Origin of the sequence: Pseudomonas sp. K2I15 (assembly GCF_002204795.1) — a bacterium.
GTDB lineage: Bacteria > Pseudomonadota > Gammaproteobacteria > Pseudomonadales > Pseudomonadaceae > Aquipseudomonas.
Window position 1 is genome coordinate 150,409 of record NZ_NIXO01000004.1, and the last position, 17,334, is coordinate 167,742.

Sequence of the window (17,334 nt, forward strand, 5' to 3'; positions counted from 1 at the left end):
ATGAGCAAATTCTGGAGCCCGCTCGTCAAGGATCTCGTTCCTTACGTGCCCGGTGAGCAACCGAAGCTGACCAAGCTGGTGAAACTCAACACCAATGAAAACCCCTACGGCCCGTCGCCCAAGGCGCTGGCCGCCATGCAGGCCGAGCTGAACGACAACCTGCGTTTGTACCCGGACCCCAACAGCGACCTGCTCAAGCAGGCCGTGGCGAAGTATTACGGGATCGACGCGGGCAAGGTGTTCCTCGGCAACGGTTCCGACGAAGTCCTGGCGCACATCTTCCACGGTTTGTTCCAGCACGACCTGCCGCTGCTGTTCCCGGACATCAGCTACAGCTTCTACCCGGTGTACTGCGGCCTGTACCGCATTGCGTTCGATGCAGTGCCGCTGGATGAGCAGTTCCAGATCCGCGTGTCGGATTACGCCAAGCCCAACGGCGGGATCATCTTCCCCAACCCGAACGCCCCGACCGGCTGCGTGATGGCGCTGGACGCCGTGGAGCAGATCCTCAAGGCCAGCCCGGACTCGGTGGTGGTGGTCGATGAAGCCTATATCGACTTCGGCGGCGAAACAGCCATCAGCCTGGTGGACCGTTACCCGAACCTGCTGGTGACCCAGACCCTCTCCAAGTCGCGCTCCCTGGCCGGTTTGCGGGTAGGCCTGGCCGTGGGCCATCCGGACCTGATCGAGGCGCTGGAGCGGGTCAAGAACAGCTTCAACTCCTACCCGCTGGATCGCTTGGCGATTGTCGGCGCGGCTGCCGCGTTTGAAGATCGCGAACACTTCCAGAACACCTGCCAATGGGTGATCGACAGCCGTGAAAAGCTGGTGGCGCAGTTGCAGGCCAAAGGGTTTGACGTGTTGCCGTCTGCGGCCAACTTCATCTTTGCCCGTCACCCACGGCACGACGCCGCCGGGCTGGCAGCCAAGGTGCGGGAGCAAGGGGTGATCGTGCGGCACTTCAAGCAGGAGCGGATTGCCCAGTTCCTGCGGATCAGCATCGGTACGCCTGAGCAGAACCAGGCGCTGATCGATGCGTTGGGCGAGCTCTAAGCCACACTGACGCTAAAAAAAGTGGGAGCGGGCTTGCTCGCGAATGCGGTGTGTCAGTCAGCACATGTGTTTGCTGATACACCGCATTCGCGAGCAAGCCCGCTCCCACATTGGTTTTGCGTTGGCAGTTAGATCAGCGGCTCATCCGGCTTCTTGTTCTTCCAGCCGTCATTGCCCGGCAGCAGCAGATTCAATGCAATCGCTATCACCGCACACAGGGCGATGCCCTTCAGGCCAAAGTCATTCGGGCCGGTGCCGGTTCCCACCAGCACACCGCCAATCCCGAACACCAGGGTCACCGACACAATCACCAGATTGCGCGCCTCCCCAAGGTCGATCTTGTGACGGATCAGCGTGTTCATTCCCACCGCGGCAATCGAGCCGAACAGCAGGCACAGAATCCCGCCCATCACCGGTATTGGAATGCTTTGCAGCAGCGCGCCGAACTTGCCGATAAACGCCAGGCTGATGGCAAACACTGCCGCCCAGGTCATGATCTTCGGGTTGTAGTTCTTGGTCAGCATCACTGCTCCCGTCACTTCCGCGTAGGTCGTGTTGGGTGGACCACCGAACAGGCCGGCCGCAGTGGTGGCAATACCATCACCCAGCAGTGTGCGGTGCAGGCCAGGCTTCTTCAGGTAGTCGCGACCGGTCACGCTGCCCACTGCAATCACGCCACCGATGTGTTCGATCGCCGGGGCCAGGGCCACCGGGACGATAAACAGGATCGCCTGCCAGTTGAATTCCGGCGCGGTGAAGTGGGGCAGGGCAAACCACGGTGCGGCGGCGATCTTCGCGGTATCCACCACACCGAAGTAGAACGCCATGGCGAAACCCACCAGTACGCCGGAAATGATCGGCACCAGGCGGAAAATGCCTTTGCCGAACACCGCCACGATCAACGTGGTGAGCAGCGCCGGCATCGAGATCAGCATGGCCGTCTTGTAGGGGATCAGTTCGGCACCGTCGCCGCCTTTACCCATCGCCATGTTCGCGGCAATTGGCGCCATGGCCAGGCCGATGGAAATAATCACCGGCCCGATCACCACAGGCGGTAGCAGCCGGTCGATGAAACCGGTGCCCTTGATCTTCACCGCAGCGCCCAGGAACGTATAAACGAAACCGGCCGCCATCACCCCGCCCATGGTCGCCGCCAGGCCGAACTGCTGCTTGGCGAGAATGATCGGGGTGATAAACGCAAAGCTCGACGCCAGGAACACCGGCACTTGGCGCCCGGTGACCACTTGGAACAACAAGGTGCCCAAGCCTGCGGTAAACAGGGCGACGTTTGGATCGAGACCGGTGATCAGCGGCATCAACACCAGCGCGCCAAATGCTACGAAGAGCATCTGTGCGCCAGACAGGATCTGGCGCCAAAGCGGGTCGTTGAACTCATCCTGCATGGTCACGCGTCCTTCTGCTTGGTACCGAAGATCTTGTCGCCGGCATCGCCCAGGCCCGGGATGATGTAGCCGTGTTCGTTCAGGCGTTCATCGATGGACGCGGTGTAGATCAGCACGTCCGGGTGGGCTTTCTCGACGGCGGCGATGCCTTCGGGAGCGGCCACCAGCACCATGGCGCGGATGTCCTTGCAGCCGGCTTTTTTCAGCAGGTCGATGGTCGCAACCATGGAGCTGCCGGTGGCGAGCATCGGGTCGATGATCATCGCCAGGCGCTCGTCGATTTCCGGGACCAGTTTTTCCAGGTAGGTGTGAGCCTGCAGCGTTTCTTCGTTGCGGGCCACGCCCACGGCGCTGACCTTGGCGCCCGGGATCAGGCTGAGTACGCCTTCGAGCATGCCGATACCGGCGCGCAGGATCGGCACCACGGTAATCTTCTTGCCGGCGATTTTCTCGACCTGGACGGGGCCACACCAACCGTCGATCTCGTAGTTTTCCAGGGGCAGGTCTTTGGTCGCCTCGTAGGTGAGCAGCGCTCCGACTTCCTGAGCAAGCTCGCGGAAGTTCTTCGTGCTAATGTCGGCGCGGCGCATAAGGCCGAGTTTGTGTCGGATCAGCGGATGGCGGATCTCACGGATGGGCATGGGGAAAGCTCCGGCGGCGGGCAAAAAAACCGGCCTAGATTAATCTATCCGAGGGTGTTGTCCTATAGACATCTAGTACGTTAGTCCATTAAGGCTTGAACGTTGCGCCTCACATGCGTACCTTTGCCCGCTTTTCTTGCCACAGCACCCCCTTGGAGAGCGCCATGTCTGCTGATCTCGAGCATATCCGTCAAATCATGCGCGAGGCTGACTGCCTGTACACCGAAGCGCAAGTCGAAGAGGCCATCGCCAAGGTCGGCGCGCACATCTCCCGCGAAATGGCCGACACCAACCCGGTGGTCTTTTGCGTGATGAACGGTGGCCTGATTTTCGCCGGTAAATTGCTCACTCATTTGCAATTCCCGCTGGAAGCGTCCTACCTGCACGCCACCCGCTATCGCAATGAAACCACCGGCGGCGACCTGTTCTGGAAAGCCAAGCCGGAAGTCTCGTTCATCGACCGCGACGTACTGATCATCGATGACATCCTCGACGAAGGGCACACCCTGGGCGCGATCATCGACTTCTGCAAACACGCCGGCGCGCGCAAAGTGCACACCGCCGTGTTGATCGACAAGGAGCATGACCGCAAGGCCCGTCCTGACCTGAAAGCCGATTACGTGGGCCTGCCGTGCATCGACCGTTATATCTTCGGTTACGGCATGGACTACAAAGGCTACTGGCGCAACGCCAACGGGATCTACGCCGTCAAAGGGATGTAATCAATGGCCAGCTTTCTTGATCAAACGCTGTTCGCAGAACTGGCCGAGAAAGCGGCTGACAGCCCTCGTGGCCGGCATCACCACAACTTCCACCAGATGGAAGAGCCGTGCCATCGCCTGGCGGTTGGCATGCAGCCCAACACCTATGTGCCGCCTCATCGTCATCTGAGCGCCGACAAGGCGGAAACCCTGTTGGTGCTCAAGGGCAGCCTGGGCTTGCTGATTTTCAGCGAGACCGGCGAGGTGTTGGCCAAACGCGTGATGCAGGCCAGCGGTGAATGCCCAGGCGTCGATTTGCCGCCAGGCGTGTTTCACGGCCTGGTGGTGCTGGAGCCCGATACCTTGATGTTCGAATGCAAGGCCGGGCCGTATCGGCCGGTGGGCGAGGGCGAACTGGCGAGTTGGGCACCCCGTGAAGGCGAGGCCGAAGCGGCTGAGTATCAGCGCTGGATGCTTGCCCAGTTCGATTGAGCTAAAGTGCTGGGCTATCTTTCACGGAGAGGCCCATGCGCTTTTTGACCCGCAGTTGCGCCGTCCTGGCGCTGACCCTCAGCTTGCCCCTGGCGGCCGCTCCGGCGCCGTTGCACAGCCAATTCCTGCCACCTGACGACCTCACCCTGCGCGCCGAAACCCCGGACCAGCAGCAATTGCTGCAAGTCACCGAGTATTCGGTGGTGGTGGGTAACCAGCGTCAGTCCACCCAGCAACCGATCCCGGTGACCTCGCCGTTGATGGTCCGCCTTAAGGGCAAGTCCTTGAACAAGGGCGCGACAATCGCCCAGGTGATCCTCAACTTCGACGCTGAAAGCAAAAGCCTGAAAAAGCCGGTGTTCGACGAGAAAAGCAAAACCCTCACCTTGTCGTACCCGGTGACCCAATACCGGGTGATCGTCGATCTGCTGCGCAATGACATCGTGTATGTGCAGTTCCTCAGTTACGCCAATGGCCATATCTGGGCCGATTTGCACACCGGGGCGGTGCGCTCCAAGCAATAGCACGGGTAAACTAGCGGTCCCGTGTAAATGTCTGCAGGCTGGAGTCGGTAATGCGTAAAGATAAGAAACAGCTGATTGGTGATGAAATCGGCGACGAGCAAATCAAGCTGTTCCTGGATTTCGAGCCGGTAGACGCCACTTCGCCGTCCCTGCACAAACTGATCAAGGCCTACCGTGGCCTGCGCATCGACGACTTCGAGCGCTTCCTGGGCTTTTTCAAGGAGGCCGGCCTGGACCTCGACGGCAAGGACGAGCATGGCCTGACCTTCGTTGAAGTGATCAAGGACCAACGCAACGCCGCCGAGTACATCGAGCTGATCGAAAAAGCCCGCGGCTGATTGCTGCGGACAAAAAAAACGCCCCGTTCTCATCATGAGAACGGGGCGTTTTTGCTTTTTACTGTAGGAGCGAGCTTGCTCGCGAAGAACCTGAGAACAGCGCGTTAAACCAGGCGCGCTGCGTCATCGTTAACGTTTTTCGCGAGCAAGCTCGCTCCTGCATCAACCAATTCCAGGCTGATGTTGTTCTGCGTGTTGATCTTGCGATACAGCTCGGCATCGGTCTCCAGGACCTTTTCCCGAGCCGGGAAGATCTCGTGCAGCTTGGTTGCCCACTCACCGGCGGTTTTTTCCGGGAAGCAGCGTTCGATCAGTTCCAGCATGATCGACACGGTCACCGAAGCGCCCGGGGATGCGCCCAGCAGGGCGGCCAACGAACCGTCCTTGGCCGCAACCAGTTCGGTGCCGAATTGCAGCACGCCGCCTTTCTTCGGGTCTTTCTTGATGATCTGCACCCGTTGGCCGGCCACTTCCAGGCGCCAGTCTTCGGCTTTCGCTTCAGGGTAGAAGCGGCGCAGGGATTCAAGGCGCTGCTCCATGGACTGGCGCACTTCGCTGACCAGGTACTTGGTCAGGTCCATGTTGTCCCGGGCCACGGCCAGCATCGGGCCGATGTTGCCGGCACGAATCGACATGGGCAGGTCAAGGAACGAGCCGTGCTTGAGGAACTTGGTGGTGAAGCCGGCGTATGGCCCGAACAGCAGGGACTTCTTGCCATCGACCACACGGGTGTCGAGGTGCGGCACCGACATCGGTGGCGAACCCACGGCAGCCTGGCTGTAGACCTTGGCCTGGTGGTGTTTGACCACTTCCGGGTTGTCGCAACGCAGCCACTGGCCGCTGACCGGGAAGCCACCAAAACCTTTGCTTTCTTCGATGCCCGAGGCTTGCAGCAGCGGCAGGGCCGCGCCACCGGCGCCGAGGAACACGAACTTGGCGTCCACATCACGGGAATTGCCGCTGTTGACGTCCTTGATGCTCACGGTCCAGCCGGCGCCGTTGCGCTTGAGGCCGGTGACGCGCTTGCTGTACTTGACCTGGGCATCCGGCGCGCTGGTCAGGTGCGAGAGCAACTGGTTGGTCAGGGCGCCGAAGTTGACGTCGGTGCCGTTCATCACGCGGGTGGCGGCGATTTTTTCGTCCAGCGGGCGGCCGGGCATCATCAGCGGCATCCACTCGGCCATCTCGCTGCGGTCTTCGGTGTAGTGCATGTCCGAGAACGCGTGGTGCTGGCTGAGGGTTTCAAAGCGCTTCTTGAGGAACGACACGCCTTTCTCGCCCTGCACGAAGCTCAGGTGTGGCACGGGGCTGATAAAGGACTTGGACGAGCCAAAGGTGCCTTTCTTGGTCAGGTAAGCCCAGAACTGCTTCGACACCTCGAATTGGGTGTTGATGTGCACGGCTTTCTTGATGTCGATGGAGCCGTCGCCCGCCTGCGGTGTGTAGTTCAGCTCACACAGGCCGGCGTGGCCGGTACCGGCGTTGTTCCACGGGTTGGAACTTTCCGCGGCACCCGAGTCCATCAGCTCAACGACTTCCAGCTTGAGGCCGGGGTCGAGCTCTTTGAGCAGTACGGCGAGGGTGGCACTCATGATGCCCGCACCTACCAGTACTACGTCGACTGCTTCGTTATGCGCCATTTAACGCGTCTCCAAAATCTGCAGCACCAAATTGACGGCATGGCTGCCAGGAGTGACGGGGCGGTTCACGTGATGCCCCAGGTTACCCATGGCCAGGATCGCCATGTCCGATTCTTCGCAATTTATCGCAAGCGGACGCTGCCGACCGGGCCTGATCTGCGTATGAACGCATTTAAGGGCGCCTGTGGCAATTCGACTTATGGTCAAGCTCGTCCGATCGTGCAACCAAATCCGTAGCGGACAGGCTTCAAGCTCCGGTTCTTGAGGAGTACTCGGTCCTGTGTGGTGAGGCTGTTCCAGACGCTGATGGTGCTTGTACAAACGCAAAACTATTCATTTGCTCGCCACACTCTTGTGAAGTTGTGAAAACCCGTTTTTTTCACGCTCTTTTGAAGACGTGAACCTCAAAAAAGGGCTGCCCCAGCCTGGCACCTGGCCCGAAATCACTGCCGGCAAGCGGCAAAACGGGCAAACAACTCAAGTGGCCGAGCGCATGGCAGCTCTGGCAGATTCGGGTAAAGACGATGGTTTGCAGAGAAAACAGCAAGCTCGCCAGCTTCACTCGATCTGTGTGGGCGGCTCTCTGTGGGCGGTGCGGGGAGCTAATACCAGGGCATTAGCGATGCTGCGAGGCCCGATCAGGAGACGTCCTTATAATCGGGGGGAGATTGTAGCGAAGAAATGCGCGCAAATGGACGTGTTTAATGACTTTTATTAGCACTCTGGTCAGGAGGCCAACGCGTGCCCTGGCTGTGACTGCGAAAGCCGTGGGCTGACACGGGCGCTGGCCGGCAGCGGGCGGTGCATCCAGCTCAGGCGAGTCTCTTCGACTTCGACCCAGCCTTCACCGACGGGCGGAAGGCTGCACTGCTTGAAGGCCTGGCAGCAGCCCCGGGCATCGAGCAGGGCAAAGTGGCGATGACTGGCGTGGGAAAAGAACAATGATTTGAGAAGGCGCATGGTTTTGTACCCGGTTCGTTACATGCTGCAAAGGTTGGCAGTCTGGCATGACATTGAGGTGACGGTTCTGTGTGAAAATTGTAATTTCGCCGACAGTTCAGCCACCGTTCAGGAATTCTGGTGAGTGGCGAGCGCTCACCGTTATACTGGCGCCCTGTTTGCATCTAGTCCTGGAGAAATGAGTATGTTGCAACGCCTGTTGTTCGGTTTGATCACTGTGACCAGTTTGACCCTGGTTGGCTGCGCCCACAGCCCGCAACAACTCAGCCCGCAACCGAAAATCACCACTCAGTTGGCGCCTGTCGGCCATGGCCAGCCGGTGTCGGTGCGTGTGGTTGACGGGCGTCCGTCGCCGACCCTCGGCACCCGTGGCGGCCTGTACCCGGAAACCAGCGCCATCACGGTGACCGGTGCCGACGTGCTGCCCAAGCTGCAAGCCCAGGCCGAAGCGGCTGTGCGCCTGCTGGGCTTTACTCCGGCCAACTCGCCTGGTGCTCCACAACTGACCATTACCCTGGCCGAGCTGAAGTATCAGTCGCCCAAGGAAGGCCTATACGTGACAGAGGCCACCATCGGTGCGACCTTCAAGTCCGACGTGACTGCCGGCACCCGTCGCTACAGCGGCCGTTACGGCGCGTCCCTGGACCAGCGCTTCGGCATGGCGCCGAACCAGGAAACCAACACCAAGCTGGTCAGCGATGTGTTGAGCGATGCCCTGACGCGCCTGTTCAAGGACCCGAGCATCGGTTCGCTTCTCAGCTCGCAATAACCGTCCATAAAAAACCGGGCTCATCACTGAGCCCGGTTTTTTTACGCCTGTAGGATTCATGCCGCCGTTTCGACATAAAAGTCCAGCACACTGACCCCAGTCAGCAAATCCAGCTCGGGCAGGTCGGCATGCTGATGCCCGCCGAGGGCGCAGTACACCAGCCAGTGGCGGTCCTGCACATTGAACGCCAGGCCGCCCACCAGCGCCTCTTGTTCATCGCTTGGGGCGATCAGATACAGCCGATCCTGGTTCTGCGCGTGCAACATGACAAGCTCCCGGGCTTTAGAAGGGCAACAGAGTGGCTTGTTAAGGTGACGTTCAGGTGACGGGGTAAATTACTGGATACATTAGCCATCATGGGGAAGGAGCAATAACGCGCAGGCGGCGCATATCATTCAGGTTTGTATCTGAGCTGATACCAGGACACTGATACATTGGGGTTTGCGATGTCGCTGACCGCACTACTGCTCAATTTCCTTGCCCTGTTGCTAGCCTGCCCGGCGGCCTGGCTGCTGTTTGTCACACGGCTGCGCGAACAGCGTGCGATGGCCAGGCTTGCCGCGCAAAGCGAGCTGCGCGCTATCGATCAACCGATGCTGTTTCTTGATGTGCTGACGCAGCGTACCCATCGCCTGTTCTACCGGCTGGGCTTTGTCTGTCTTGGGCTGGCGTTGCTGGTGTCCTGGATCAGTACCCGATTGTAAGAACACCCTAAAAACAAATGTGGGAGCGGGCTTGCTCGCGAAAGCGCAGTGTCAGTCAATACGTGCTTGGCTGATCCACCGTCTTCGCGAGCAAGCCCGCTCCCACATTGGGTTTGCTCTGTTGCTCTGACCGGGTTACAGGGCAATCCCTGCCTTGACCCGGTACTGGTTCCTCACCGGCGTCGCGTATTGCAGCACCATGTACGGCCGATGCTCGGCCGGGCACGCATTCAAACGCCGCTCCCACTCCGCTTTAGCCTTGGCCAACTCATCCGCCGGGAATACCTCGGCTGCGGTCGGCACCTGCAATTGCGGGTCGGCATCGCTCCATTGTGCGTAGGCCAGGTAATGCACCGGGAACAAGCGATAACCGCCCAGAATTTGCCGGTCCATTTCGATCGCCAACAGTTTGGTGTCTTCGAACGCCTCGGTGATCGGCGGCGCGAAGTTGACGTGCACCCGGCCTTTGTAGCCGGTAATGCCCAGCGCAATGCTCACGTCATCTTCCCCTGGCGCCTTGCTGTAGGTGCCGGTGGTGGCGCGGATGTACAGCTCGCGGGCCTTGGCTGCGTCGCACGGGTCGTACTCGTAGCTGATGGACACCGGCGTCAGGTTCAGTGACTGGATGACCTCGGCGAACGGCTCGTCCTTGCGGCTCATGTGGAACATCTTGAGGATCGCCGACTCGGTGCGATCATCCCCATCCTTGGCGCGACCTTCGGCCTGGGCGATCCAGATCGACTGGCAGTCGTTGCGAATCGAATGGTTGATGTAGGCCGACAGCAGCTGATAAGCGGCCATCTTCTCTTTACGCCCGGTGATCGAGCGGTGCACGATAAAACTTTTGTTCAGGCGCATCAGGTCGCTGACAAACGGCTTTTGCAGCAGGTTGTCACCGATGGCGATGCGCGGTGTCGGCAGGCCGGCGTGGTACACGGCGTAGTTGACGAAGGCCGGGTCCATCACGATGTCGCGGTGGTTGGCCAGGAACAGGTAGGCACTGCCGGACTTGAACTGCTCGACGCCGGTGTAGGTCACGCCGTCGGTTGCCCGCTCGATGGTGTGGTCGACGTAAAATTCGACTTTGTCCTGTAGCGTGGCCACGGTAGTGACGCCGGCGAACTCACGGCGCAGTTTGTGGGCGATCATCGGCTTGAGCAGCCAGCCAAAGGTGCCGGCAAAGCGCGGGAAGCGAAAGTGGGTCAATATGTCCAGAAAGGCCTTGTCACTGAACAGCCGGGCCAGCACTGCCGGGACTTCGCTGTCGTTGTAAGGTCGGATGGTATCGAATTCGCCCATCATGCTCTCTTGTTAGAAACGGCTAGGGTAAGTAAAGGTTTGGATCAATAAATATCAGGGCGTGGTCCAGGCAATTGGTCGGGACGAAAAATAGCCCTGTAAATAGACCGGCGATTATACGCACAAGTCACCTTGGAGACCGCGATGGAAGAGGAGTCGTACGAATGTCCTTATTGTGGAGAGGTAGTCACGGCGTTACTGGACCTGTCGGGGGGCGATCAGGAATATATAGAAGACTGCCCGGTATGCTGCCGGCCCATTACGTTCGACCTGCAGGTGCATGGCAGCGAATGGATGCTCTACGTGCGCAGCGAGAACGAATAAAGGTACGCCCATGCAGCGAATCTACGAGCCGGAAAACCTGATGGAAGGCGAGCTGCTGCAAGGCATGCTCGAAAGCGAGGGCATCACCGCGCACCTGGTGGGGCGCGATTTGCTCGGTGGCACCGGCGAACTGCCGATCTACGGCCTGCTGGCGCTGGCGGTGGAGAACGACCAGGCCGCCTACGCCCGTGAGCTGATCACCGCCTACAACGAGGCGCAACCGGTGCCGGGGGATGAACCCGACAGCTTTCCCGACGTGTTGGTCTGTTAGGCTGTCGGCCAGTTTCTCCAAGAGTCGTGTTGCCCCATGTGTGGACGTTATGCCCTGTTTCGCTGGAACCCCACGTTTGCTGCCTTGCCGGGCTTTCCGGCCGACCAGCAGGCCCAGTGGAACATTTCTCCCAATGATTCGGTGCTGATCCAGCGCCTGAGTGACGGCCAGCACACCCTGGCGCGGGCGCGCTGGGGCCTGACGCCGCCCTGGCTGACCGACCTCTCTCGCACCCCTGCCCATGCCCGGGCGGAAACCCTGGCCGAGCAACCGATGTTTCGCGAAGCCTTTCGCCAGCGCCGCTGCTTATTGCCCGCCAATGGCTTCTACGAATGGCGCGGCACCCAGCGCAAGCGCCCGTACTGGCTGACGCCGGGGGAGGGCAGCACGCTGTTTTTTGCGGCGATCTGGGAAGCGTATCCGGTGCAGGAACAGGTGTGGTTGAGTACGGCGGTGGTGACCCAGGCCGCGCAGAGTCAGCGCCGCCCGCTCATTCTGGACGCAGCGGGGCAGGAAGCCTGGCTGAACCCCGAGACACCGTTGCACACCCTGCAGGCATTGTTGGCCGGTGAACCCACCGCGTTGCGCGAGCGGGTGCTGGCCAATATGGTCAACGACCCGAAACTCAACGGGCCGGAGTGTTTGACGCCGGGTTAAGCCTTGAGGTTATTGATCAACCGCCACTGCTGCGCCGATTCGGGTGTTTGTGATTTTTTCGACAGTGTGGGATATGTCTGAAATCCGACGGCTACACGTCTTTTGTATCTGGCGCCGATACAATTGGCCGACTACGATACGCGCCATGTTTCCAGGGAGCAGGTTGATGAAAAAGACAGTGGCGGTATGTGCGTTGGGTGCGGCGGTATTGCTCGCCGGTTGCCAGTCGGTTAACACCACCAGCGGCGGTGCCGTTGGGGTAGAGCGCAAGCAGTACATGTTCAGCATGTTGTCGAGCCAGGAAGTCGACCAGATGTATGCGCAGTCCTACCAGCAGACGCTGGGTGACGCCAGCGGCAAAGGCCTGGTGGACAAGACCAGTGCCAACGCCAAGCGTGTGCAGGCGATTGCCAACCGCTTGATCGCCCAGGCCCCTACGTTCCGGCCGGATGCGGCGCAGTGGAAGTGGGAAGTGAACCTGATCAAAAGTGACGAGATGAACGCCAACTGCGGGCCTGGCGGCAAGATCTTTGTCTACAGCGCGTTGATCGACAATCTCAAACTGACTGACGATGAACTCGCCGCCGTGATGGGCCATGAAATTGCCCACGCCTTGCGCGAACACGGCCGCGAAGCCATGTCCAAGGCCTACGGTATCGAGATGGCGAAGCAGGGTGCCGGTGCGTTGTTCGGCTTGGGTCAGGACAGCATGGCGCTGGCCGATACCGTGGCCAACTACGGCATGACCTTGCCCAACAGTCGCAGCAATGAAAACGAAGCAGACCTGATCGGCCTGGAGTTGTCGGCGCGTGCCGGTTACAACCCGAACGCGGCGATTACGCTGTGGAACAAAATGGCCAAGGCCTCGGAAGGCTCGCCACCTGAGTTCATGAGCACTCACCCGGCTTCCAGCAGTCGGATCGCCTCTTTGGAAGCGGCAATTCCGAAGGTGATGCCGTTGTATCAGCAGTCCAAAAAATCCTGAAAGTGGCCCTTCCCACGCAATGCGTGGGAAGGGCCTGGCTTAACTAGATCCAGCCACTGCTCTGCATGGCCTTGTACACCGCAACAATGGCCAGGATGAAAAACGCCGTAGCCGCCAGTCGACGAATCAGCGTCAGCGGCAATTTATCCGCCGCAAAATTCCCCGCCAGCACCACCGGTACGTTGGCAATCAACATGCCCAGGGTCGTGCCGATAATCACCAGCCACAGTTCCGGGTATTGCGCCGCGAGCATCACGGTAGCGATCTGGGTCTTGTCGCCGATTTCCGCCAGGAAGAAGGCGATCAGCGTGGTCAGGAATGGCCCGAACTTGCGTGAAGTACTGGCTTCGTCATCGTCGAGCTTGTCGGGTACCAGGGTCCAAAGCGCCGTGGCGCAGAAACTCGCCGCAAGGACCCAGTGCAATACCGCATCCGAGAAGAAACTCCCGAACCAGGCCCCCACGGCACCGGCGGCCGCATGGTTGGCCAGGGTCGCGGCGACGATGCCGGCGATGATCGGCCAGGGTTTGCGAAAGCGTGCAGCGAGAATGAGTGCGAGCAGTTGCGTCTTGTCGCCAATTTCGGCCAAGGCAACGATTGCGGTAGGGACGAGCAGAGAATCCAGCATCAGGTAGGTTCCAGGGGCGGGTCGACACGGCTATGACACGTACAGCCTTCCCGCCCCGGGTAAGGTGTTCGTGTCATAGGTCTTGTCAAACCCCGGTCCGTCTGTGCGGACTCCTGGGTCGCATACGCCATGGCCTGTTGACCAAGTATGTTGACGTATGCCGGACGAGCATGGCGCTCGTGGGAGACTACTCCCCTAGGACGGAGCGGATTCTGCCTAGGCAAAATCCATTCGGCAAGCCTTCTTTTGCAAAAAGAGTTCAGCCGCGCTTGGCACGGTAAATGCGAAAACCCTGGCCTTCAGCCTTGATCGCGCACACGCCCAGATGCTCTTCAATCAGCGGTTGGTACTTCAGGAAGCTATTTGCAACCAGGCGAAGTTCACCGCCTTTTGCCAGATGTTTGGCCGCTTTTCGCAGCAAGTTCTCGGTGGCGAAGTAATCGGTGTGCACCCCGACATGGAACGGCGGGTTGCTCAGAATCGTGTTCAGATTCATCGGCGCGGCGTCGATGCCATCACCGGTCAGCACCTCGGCTTCCAGACCATTGGCCGCCAATGTCAGGCGACTGCTGGCGGCCGCGAAGGCATCCACATCGAGCAGTGTGACCGTGTTATGCGGGTAACGCCGCTTGACCGCCGCCCCGAGTACGCCCGCTCCACAACCGAAATCCAGCAGGTGGCCGCTCGGCAACTTGTCCAGATGCTCCAGCAACAGCGCTGTGCCGCGATCCAGGCGACCATGGCTGAACACGCCAGGCAGGCTCACTACCTTGAGCGGCCCTTCAGCCAGCGGCACCTCGAACACCTGCGCCAGGCTTTCCAGTTCTACCGGCTCAGGGGCGTTGGCCACCGTCACCAGCCACAACTGGCAATGCCGCGCATTGTCGAGCTTGCGCGGTTTGCCGAACGGGTTCAGTTGTTTGGCCGCGCTTTCGATGCCGCCTTTCTTTTCCCCTACCAGGTACAACTCTTTACCGGGCAAACGCGCAGCCACGGCATTGAGCAGGTAGTCGGTCAGGTCCTTGGACTTGGGCAGGAACACCACCGCCGTCTCGAACGAACGCTCGGGTACGTTCACGCCAAACTGGCTGCGCTCGGAAAAACGCGCGTCCAGTGCGGCCTGATCGCCGGCGTGCCAGCTCCAGCCGTGGGCGTTGGGCAGGCGGCCCAGCAGGTCGTCGGCGGGCAAGCCCACCAGCAGCACGTCGCCTTGAAAAAGTTCGGCCTGACGAAGCAGTACTTCACTGCGCGGATCCATGGTCTGCTCCTTGAAAAGGGGCGCAGTTTATCAACTGACGACGCGCAGCGGGGCGCCGCTGAAAAAGCCCTCGGCGTTTTCGATCAATTGGCCGACGATCCGCTGCCGGGCTTCGCGGCTGCCCCAGGCGTTGTGGGGCGTGACGATCAAGCGCGGAATGTCGCCGGCCAGCAGCGGGTTGCCGTTGACCGGGGGCTCTACGCTCAATACATCGGTCGCCGCGCCGCCCAGGTGACCGCTGCGCAAGGCATCGGCCAGGGCCTGTTCGTTGATCAAACCACCGCGGGCCGTGTTGACGATAAACGCGCCGGGTTTGAGCAGCGCCAGTTCGCGGGCACCGATAAAGTCGCGGGTGTGTTCGTTGAGCGGGCAGTGCAAGGTCAACGCGTCAACCTGCGTGAGCAACTCGTCCAACGGCACACGATCGGCCCGGGCCGGACGGCCTGGAATCGCGCCCAGAATCACGCGCATGCCAAAGGCTTCAGCCAGGCGCGCAACAGCACCACCCAATTCGCCATGGCCCAGCAGGCCGAGGGTTTTGCCTTCCAGCTCGACAATCGGATAATCCAGCAGGCAGAACTGCTTGGCTTTTTGCCAGAGCCCCGCTTGCACATCCCGCTGATAGTCGTTCAGGCGTGTCGCCAGATTGAGCAGCAACATCATCGTATGCTGTGCCACCGACGGCGTGCCGTAACCCTGGCAGTTGCTCACCGTAACGCCGTGGGCGCGGGCGGCGGCGAGGTCGACGTTGTTGGTGCCGGTGGCGGTCACCAGGATCAGTTTCAACTCGGGGCACGCCGCCAGGGTCTCGGCATTCAGGGTGATCTTGTTGCTGATCGCTACCTGCGCGCCTTGCAGGCGTTCTACAACGTTCTGCGGCGTGGTCTGCTCGTACAGACTCAGTTCGCTGAAGATTGCCCGCAACCCGCTGAGGTCCAGGTCCCCGAGGTCCAGGGAAGGGTGATCAAGGAAGACGGCGCGGCGATTGTTCGTCATCAACTGTACCTTTTGCGGCGGGATTCGAAGGCGTAATCTGCCGAGCCTATCAGATGAAATAATCAGTTACTTCCTGGAGTGTGCATGTACCTCACCGAGTTCTTGACCGTGGCACTGATTCACCTGTTGGCGGTAGCCAGCCCTGGCCCGGATTTCGCCGTGGTGGTGCGTGAGAGCGTGACTCATGGCCGGCGCGCCGGGACCTGGACGGCCCTGGGCGTCGGCTCGGCGATTTTCCTGCACGTGGGGTATTCGCTGCTGGGCATCGGCTTGATCGTGTCCCAGTCCATCGTGCTGTTCAACGCGCTGAAGTGGGCGGCGGCGGCCTACCTGCTGTACATCGGCTTCAAAGCCCTGCGCGCCCAGCCGGCCAAGCCTGCCAGTGACGAAGACCTGGACCTTGAGGTGGGCGAGCGAACCGCACGTGGTGCGTTCACCTCAGGGTTTGTCACCAACGGCTTGAACCCCAAGGCCACGCTGTTCTTCCTGTCGCTGTTCACTGTGGTGATCAACCCGCACACGCCGCTGGCAGTCCAGGCCGGTTACGGGGTTTACCTGGCCGTGGCGACCGCGATCTGGTTTTGCCTGGTGGCGATGCTGTTCAGCCAGCAGCGCGTACGTGCCGGTTTTGCGCGCATGGGGCATTGGTTTGATCGGACGATGGGGGCGGTGCTGATTGCCATCGGGGTGAAGCTGGCGTTTACCAGCATGAAATAGGCCATTGGTCAAATTTTATTTCGGACATGACGGGGGCTCCGGCAGGTGCAGAGGGGTTTTGATCGGATATTCGGGGCTGCCGTAGGCGTAGCAGGACGTGGTGACCTGGAGCTCGTCGCATGGCAGGAAATGCACGGTGAGGCCGCAAACTTTTTGGCCGGTGTAGTCGGGGATTGGGACTCGTTTGGAGTGTTGGCGTTTTTGGGCGTCGATTTCCTTTTTCCAAGCCAAAAACTTGGGCCAATCACCAAAACCCGAAAAGCCTTCTGAGCTACCTACCCCGGTTTCCCAGTCAACACGCACAGTCATACCTGGTTGCCACCGAGCCGGAGCGATATAGCAACACCCTCCTCCGCCCCCCTGATAAGGACCAATGATGTCGATACCCGAGCGCCCATCCACACTGAAATGGTTGATAGCCCAATGAGTGTGGTTAATCGCCTCAAGGGTGCCGGCCTGCGCATTTTGAACGAGCGCGATGCCAGCCAACCCGCAAATCGCACCGACTATCGAACGCCACCAGCCAAACTTGAGCAAAGGTTTGACGCCTTGTGCAAGCCGGCGGAAAACAGACTCAAACCTGCGCATCTTTAAGCTCCTTCGCCCTGGCGTAGTAAGCCTGCCAAAGCTCATCGATGGCTTTGTGCGCCTCCGCACGGCGCTCATCCGTCATGCCCGGCTGCTGCGCCACAAGGGCTGGGTCAGCGAACAGCGGGGTCTCGGCGCCTGCGACCATCACTCCGTCTTCTTCGCGATACAACGCAATGTCTCTCCTGCCCGCATCGCCGAAGAACACCATGCGCAGTTTGAAATAACTGCCAAATGGCTCGCGGCCTGCCTTATACAAAAACCAGGCGCGGGAGTCGTGGACCTGATCATCGAACAGGGCGCGCAATAGCCCCTCAGGTTTGTTGGCGTTGCGACCCTCATCGACGTTGAGCCGGGTGCGTTCGTCAATATGATTACGCTCGTGT

At 60.2% G+C, this 17,334-nt stretch carries 23 protein-coding genes, 1 pseudogene and 1 riboswitch; of the genes and pseudogenes, 13 read left to right on the top strand and 11 right to left on the bottom strand.

The window, feature by feature from the left end:
- Entirely contained in the window at positions 1 to 1,053 is a 1,053-nt protein-coding gene (gene hisC, locus CEC48_RS05055; protein ID WP_088422745.1) for a histidinol-phosphate transaminase, read from the top strand.
- 128 nt (positions 1,054 to 1,181) lie between these two features.
- Here hisC and CEC48_RS05060 read toward each other — a convergent pair whose 3' ends face one another.
- Complete coding sequence (locus CEC48_RS05060; RefSeq protein ID WP_088422746.1) at positions 1,182 to 2,456, bottom strand: uracil-xanthine permease family protein; 1,275 nt, start codon at positions 2,454 to 2,456, stop codon at positions 1,182 to 1,184.
- A gap of 2 nt (positions 2,457 to 2,458) precedes the next feature.
- Entirely contained in the window at positions 2,459 to 3,097 is a 639-nt protein-coding gene (gene upp / locus CEC48_RS05065; RefSeq protein WP_088422747.1) for a uracil phosphoribosyltransferase, read from the bottom strand.
- Between the two features lie 164 nt (positions 3,098 to 3,261).
- Between upp and CEC48_RS05070 the strand changes: the two genes are divergently transcribed.
- The 4 genes from CEC48_RS05070 to CEC48_RS05085 are packed head-to-tail and all read left to right on the top strand — an operon-like array spanning position 3,262 to position 5,152.
- On the top strand, positions 3,262 to 3,819 hold the full coding sequence (locus CEC48_RS05070; RefSeq protein ID WP_088422748.1) for a hypoxanthine-guanine phosphoribosyltransferase: 558 nt from the start codon (positions 3,262 to 3,264) through the stop codon (positions 3,817 to 3,819).
- Positions 3,820 to 3,822: 3 nt separating this feature from the next.
- Positions 3,823 to 4,290: a WbuC family cupin fold metalloprotein gene (locus tag CEC48_RS05075; protein ID WP_088422749.1), complete on the top strand. Its 468-nt coding sequence runs from the start codon at positions 3,823 to 3,825 to the stop codon at positions 4,288 to 4,290.
- A 35-nt stretch (positions 4,291 to 4,325) separates the two neighbouring features.
- Complete coding sequence (locus CEC48_RS05080; protein ID WP_088422750.1) at positions 4,326 to 4,814, top strand: hypothetical protein; 489 nt, start codon at positions 4,326 to 4,328, stop codon at positions 4,812 to 4,814.
- A 50-nt stretch (positions 4,815 to 4,864) separates the two neighbouring features.
- Positions 4,865 to 5,152 carry a PA4642 family protein gene (locus tag CEC48_RS05085; protein WP_088422751.1) on the top strand — a complete coding sequence of 96 codons (288 nt, stop codon included), beginning with the start codon at positions 4,865 to 4,867 and terminating at the stop codon, positions 5,150 to 5,152.
- A 104-nt stretch (positions 5,153 to 5,256) separates the two neighbouring features.
- Here CEC48_RS05085 and mqo read toward each other — a convergent pair whose 3' ends face one another.
- Positions 5,257 to 6,792 carry a malate dehydrogenase (quinone) gene (gene mqo, locus CEC48_RS05090; RefSeq protein ID WP_088422752.1) on the bottom strand — a complete coding sequence of 512 codons (1,536 nt, stop codon included), beginning with the start codon at positions 6,790 to 6,792 and terminating at the stop codon, positions 5,257 to 5,259.
- A gap of 397 nt (positions 6,793 to 7,189) precedes the next feature.
- Between mqo and CEC48_RS30900 the strand changes: the two genes are divergently transcribed.
- Positions 7,190 to 7,510, top strand: coding sequence for a hypothetical protein (locus CEC48_RS30900; protein WP_141099654.1), 321 nt, complete (start codon positions 7,190 to 7,192; stop codon positions 7,508 to 7,510).
- Positions 7,511 to 7,518: 8 nt separating this feature from the next.
- On the opposite strand, the gene CEC48_RS05095 is transcribed toward CEC48_RS30900, so the two are convergent.
- A complete protein-coding gene (locus CEC48_RS05095) occupies positions 7,519 to 7,752 on the bottom strand; it encodes a hypothetical protein (protein ID WP_088422753.1) in 234 nt (77 codons plus the stop codon).
- 184 nt (positions 7,753 to 7,936) lie between these two features.
- On the opposite strand from CEC48_RS05095, the gene CEC48_RS05100 reads away from it, so the two are divergent.
- Positions 7,937 to 8,521 carry a YajG family lipoprotein gene (locus CEC48_RS05100; RefSeq protein WP_010170546.1) on the top strand — a complete coding sequence of 195 codons (585 nt, stop codon included), beginning with the start codon at positions 7,937 to 7,939 and terminating at the stop codon, positions 8,519 to 8,521.
- Between the two features lie 56 nt (positions 8,522 to 8,577).
- Here CEC48_RS05100 and CEC48_RS05105 read toward each other — a convergent pair whose 3' ends face one another.
- Positions 8,578 to 8,787 carry a hypothetical protein gene (locus CEC48_RS05105; protein ID WP_008434269.1) on the bottom strand — a complete coding sequence of 70 codons (210 nt, stop codon included), beginning with the start codon at positions 8,785 to 8,787 and terminating at the stop codon, positions 8,578 to 8,580.
- Between the two features lie 180 nt (positions 8,788 to 8,967).
- Between CEC48_RS05105 and CEC48_RS05110 the strand changes: the two genes are divergently transcribed.
- On the top strand, positions 8,968 to 9,225 hold the full coding sequence (locus CEC48_RS05110) for a hypothetical protein (protein WP_088422754.1): 258 nt from the start codon (positions 8,968 to 8,970) through the stop codon (positions 9,223 to 9,225).
- Between the two features lie 135 nt (positions 9,226 to 9,360).
- On the opposite strand, the gene CEC48_RS05115 is transcribed toward CEC48_RS05110, so the two are convergent.
- Positions 9,361 to 10,524: a 1-acyl-sn-glycerol-3-phosphate acyltransferase gene (locus CEC48_RS05115; RefSeq protein WP_176438668.1), complete on the bottom strand. Its 1,164-nt coding sequence runs from the start codon at positions 10,522 to 10,524 to the stop codon at positions 9,361 to 9,363.
- Between the two features lie 144 nt (positions 10,525 to 10,668).
- Here CEC48_RS05115 and CEC48_RS05120 point away from each other — a divergent pair, with 144 nt between their 5' ends.
- From CEC48_RS05120 to CEC48_RS05135, 4 genes are all read left to right on the top strand, one after another.
- On the top strand, positions 10,669 to 10,848 hold the full coding sequence (locus tag CEC48_RS05120; RefSeq protein WP_088422756.1) for a CPXCG motif-containing cysteine-rich protein: 180 nt from the start codon (positions 10,669 to 10,671) through the stop codon (positions 10,846 to 10,848).
- A gap of 10 nt (positions 10,849 to 10,858) precedes the next feature.
- Entirely contained in the window at positions 10,859 to 11,119 is a 261-nt protein-coding gene (locus CEC48_RS05125) for a putative signal transducing protein (RefSeq protein ID WP_088422757.1), read from the top strand.
- Between the two features lie 36 nt (positions 11,120 to 11,155).
- Positions 11,156 to 11,776, top strand: coding sequence for an SOS response-associated peptidase (locus CEC48_RS05130; RefSeq protein ID WP_088422758.1), 621 nt, complete (start codon positions 11,156 to 11,158; stop codon positions 11,774 to 11,776).
- A gap of 166 nt (positions 11,777 to 11,942) precedes the next feature.
- On the top strand, positions 11,943 to 12,761 hold the full coding sequence (locus CEC48_RS05135) for a M48 family metallopeptidase (protein WP_088422759.1): 819 nt from the start codon (positions 11,943 to 11,945) through the stop codon (positions 12,759 to 12,761).
- Positions 12,762 to 12,804: 43 nt separating this feature from the next.
- On the opposite strand, the gene CEC48_RS05140 is transcribed toward CEC48_RS05135, so the two are convergent.
- From CEC48_RS05140 to CEC48_RS05150, 3 genes are all read right to left on the bottom strand, one after another.
- Positions 12,805 to 13,389, bottom strand: coding sequence for a TMEM165/GDT1 family protein (locus CEC48_RS05140; RefSeq protein WP_088422760.1), 585 nt, complete (start codon positions 13,387 to 13,389; stop codon positions 12,805 to 12,807).
- Between the two features lie 88 nt (positions 13,390 to 13,477).
- A riboswitch (yybP-ykoY riboswitch) is annotated at positions 13,478 to 13,597 on the bottom strand.
- A 51-nt stretch (positions 13,598 to 13,648) separates the two neighbouring features.
- Positions 13,649 to 14,647 (bottom strand): class I SAM-dependent methyltransferase, encoded by a 999-nt coding sequence (locus tag CEC48_RS05145; RefSeq protein WP_088422761.1) that lies wholly within the window; start codon positions 14,645 to 14,647, stop codon positions 13,649 to 13,651.
- 30 nt (positions 14,648 to 14,677) lie between these two features.
- Positions 14,678 to 15,643 (bottom strand): 2-hydroxyacid dehydrogenase, encoded by a 966-nt coding sequence (locus tag CEC48_RS05150; RefSeq protein ID WP_088422762.1) that lies wholly within the window; start codon positions 15,641 to 15,643, stop codon positions 14,678 to 14,680.
- A gap of 84 nt (positions 15,644 to 15,727) precedes the next feature.
- Between CEC48_RS05150 and CEC48_RS05155 the strand changes: the two genes are divergently transcribed.
- The gene (locus CEC48_RS05155) at positions 15,728 to 16,360 is read left to right on the top strand and encodes a LysE family translocator (protein ID WP_088422763.1); all 633 of its coding nucleotides are present in this window, start codon (positions 15,728 to 15,730) and stop codon (positions 16,358 to 16,360) included.
- A gap of 15 nt (positions 16,361 to 16,375) precedes the next feature.
- On the opposite strand, the gene CEC48_RS05160 is transcribed toward CEC48_RS05155, so the two are convergent.
- Positions 16,376 to 16,948 (bottom strand): DUF3304 domain-containing protein, encoded by a 573-nt coding sequence (locus CEC48_RS05160; protein ID WP_088422764.1) that lies wholly within the window; start codon positions 16,946 to 16,948, stop codon positions 16,376 to 16,378.
- Positions 16,935 to 17,334 (bottom strand): annotated as a pseudogene (locus tag CEC48_RS31490) (DUF2235 domain-containing protein); the annotation flags it as partial. The gene CEC48_RS05160 and the pseudogene CEC48_RS31490, both read right to left, overlap by 14 nt.

Excerpts from the sequence above, each read along its gene's own strand:
- hisC (WP_088422745.1), top strand. The coding sequence starts at position 1 with ATGAGCAAATTCTGGAGCCCGCTCGTCAAGGATCTCGTTCCTTACGTG.
- CEC48_RS05060 (WP_088422746.1), bottom strand. The coding sequence starts at position 2,456 with ATGCAGGATGAGTTCAACGACCCGCTTTGGCGCCAGATCCTGTCTGGC.
- upp (WP_088422747.1), bottom strand. The coding sequence starts at position 3,097 with ATGCCCATCCGTGAGATCCGCCATCCGCTGATCCGACACAAACTCGGC.
- CEC48_RS05070 (WP_088422748.1), top strand. The coding sequence starts at position 3,262 with ATGTCTGCTGATCTCGAGCATATCCGTCAAATCATGCGCGAGGCTGAC.
- CEC48_RS05075 (WP_088422749.1), top strand. The coding sequence starts at position 3,823 with ATGGCCAGCTTTCTTGATCAAACGCTGTTCGCAGAACTGGCCGAGAAA.
- CEC48_RS05080 (WP_088422750.1), top strand. The coding sequence starts at position 4,326 with ATGCGCTTTTTGACCCGCAGTTGCGCCGTCCTGGCGCTGACCCTCAGC.
- CEC48_RS05085 (WP_088422751.1), top strand. The coding sequence starts at position 4,865 with ATGCGTAAAGATAAGAAACAGCTGATTGGTGATGAAATCGGCGACGAG.
- mqo (WP_088422752.1), bottom strand. The coding sequence starts at position 6,792 with ATGGCGCATAACGAAGCAGTCGACGTAGTACTGGTAGGTGCGGGCATC.
- CEC48_RS05095 (WP_088422753.1), bottom strand. The coding sequence starts at position 7,752 with ATGCGCCTTCTCAAATCATTGTTCTTTTCCCACGCCAGTCATCGCCAC.
- CEC48_RS05100 (WP_010170546.1), top strand. The coding sequence starts at position 7,937 with ATGTTGCAACGCCTGTTGTTCGGTTTGATCACTGTGACCAGTTTGACC.
- CEC48_RS05105 (WP_008434269.1), bottom strand. The coding sequence starts at position 8,787 with ATGTTGCACGCGCAGAACCAGGATCGGCTGTATCTGATCGCCCCAAGC.
- CEC48_RS05110 (WP_088422754.1), top strand. The coding sequence starts at position 8,968 with ATGTCGCTGACCGCACTACTGCTCAATTTCCTTGCCCTGTTGCTAGCC.
- CEC48_RS05115 (WP_176438668.1), bottom strand. The coding sequence starts at position 10,524 with ATGGGCGAATTCGATACCATCCGACCTTACAACGACAGCGAAGTCCCG.
- CEC48_RS05120 (WP_088422756.1), top strand. The coding sequence starts at position 10,669 with ATGGAAGAGGAGTCGTACGAATGTCCTTATTGTGGAGAGGTAGTCACG.
- CEC48_RS05125 (WP_088422757.1), top strand. The coding sequence starts at position 10,859 with ATGCAGCGAATCTACGAGCCGGAAAACCTGATGGAAGGCGAGCTGCTG.
- CEC48_RS05130 (WP_088422758.1), top strand. The coding sequence starts at position 11,156 with ATGTGTGGACGTTATGCCCTGTTTCGCTGGAACCCCACGTTTGCTGCC.
- CEC48_RS05135 (WP_088422759.1), top strand. The coding sequence starts at position 11,943 with ATGAAAAAGACAGTGGCGGTATGTGCGTTGGGTGCGGCGGTATTGCTC.
- CEC48_RS05140 (WP_088422760.1), bottom strand. The coding sequence starts at position 13,389 with ATGCTGGATTCTCTGCTCGTCCCTACCGCAATCGTTGCCTTGGCCGAA.
- CEC48_RS05145 (WP_088422761.1), bottom strand. The coding sequence starts at position 14,647 with ATGGATCCGCGCAGTGAAGTACTGCTTCGTCAGGCCGAACTTTTTCAA.
- CEC48_RS05150 (WP_088422762.1), bottom strand. The coding sequence starts at position 15,643 with ATGACGAACAATCGCCGCGCCGTCTTCCTTGATCACCCTTCCCTGGAC.
- CEC48_RS05155 (WP_088422763.1), top strand. The coding sequence starts at position 15,728 with ATGTACCTCACCGAGTTCTTGACCGTGGCACTGATTCACCTGTTGGCG.
- CEC48_RS05160 (WP_088422764.1), bottom strand. The coding sequence starts at position 16,948 with ATGCGCAGGTTTGAGTCTGTTTTCCGCCGGCTTGCACAAGGCGTCAAA.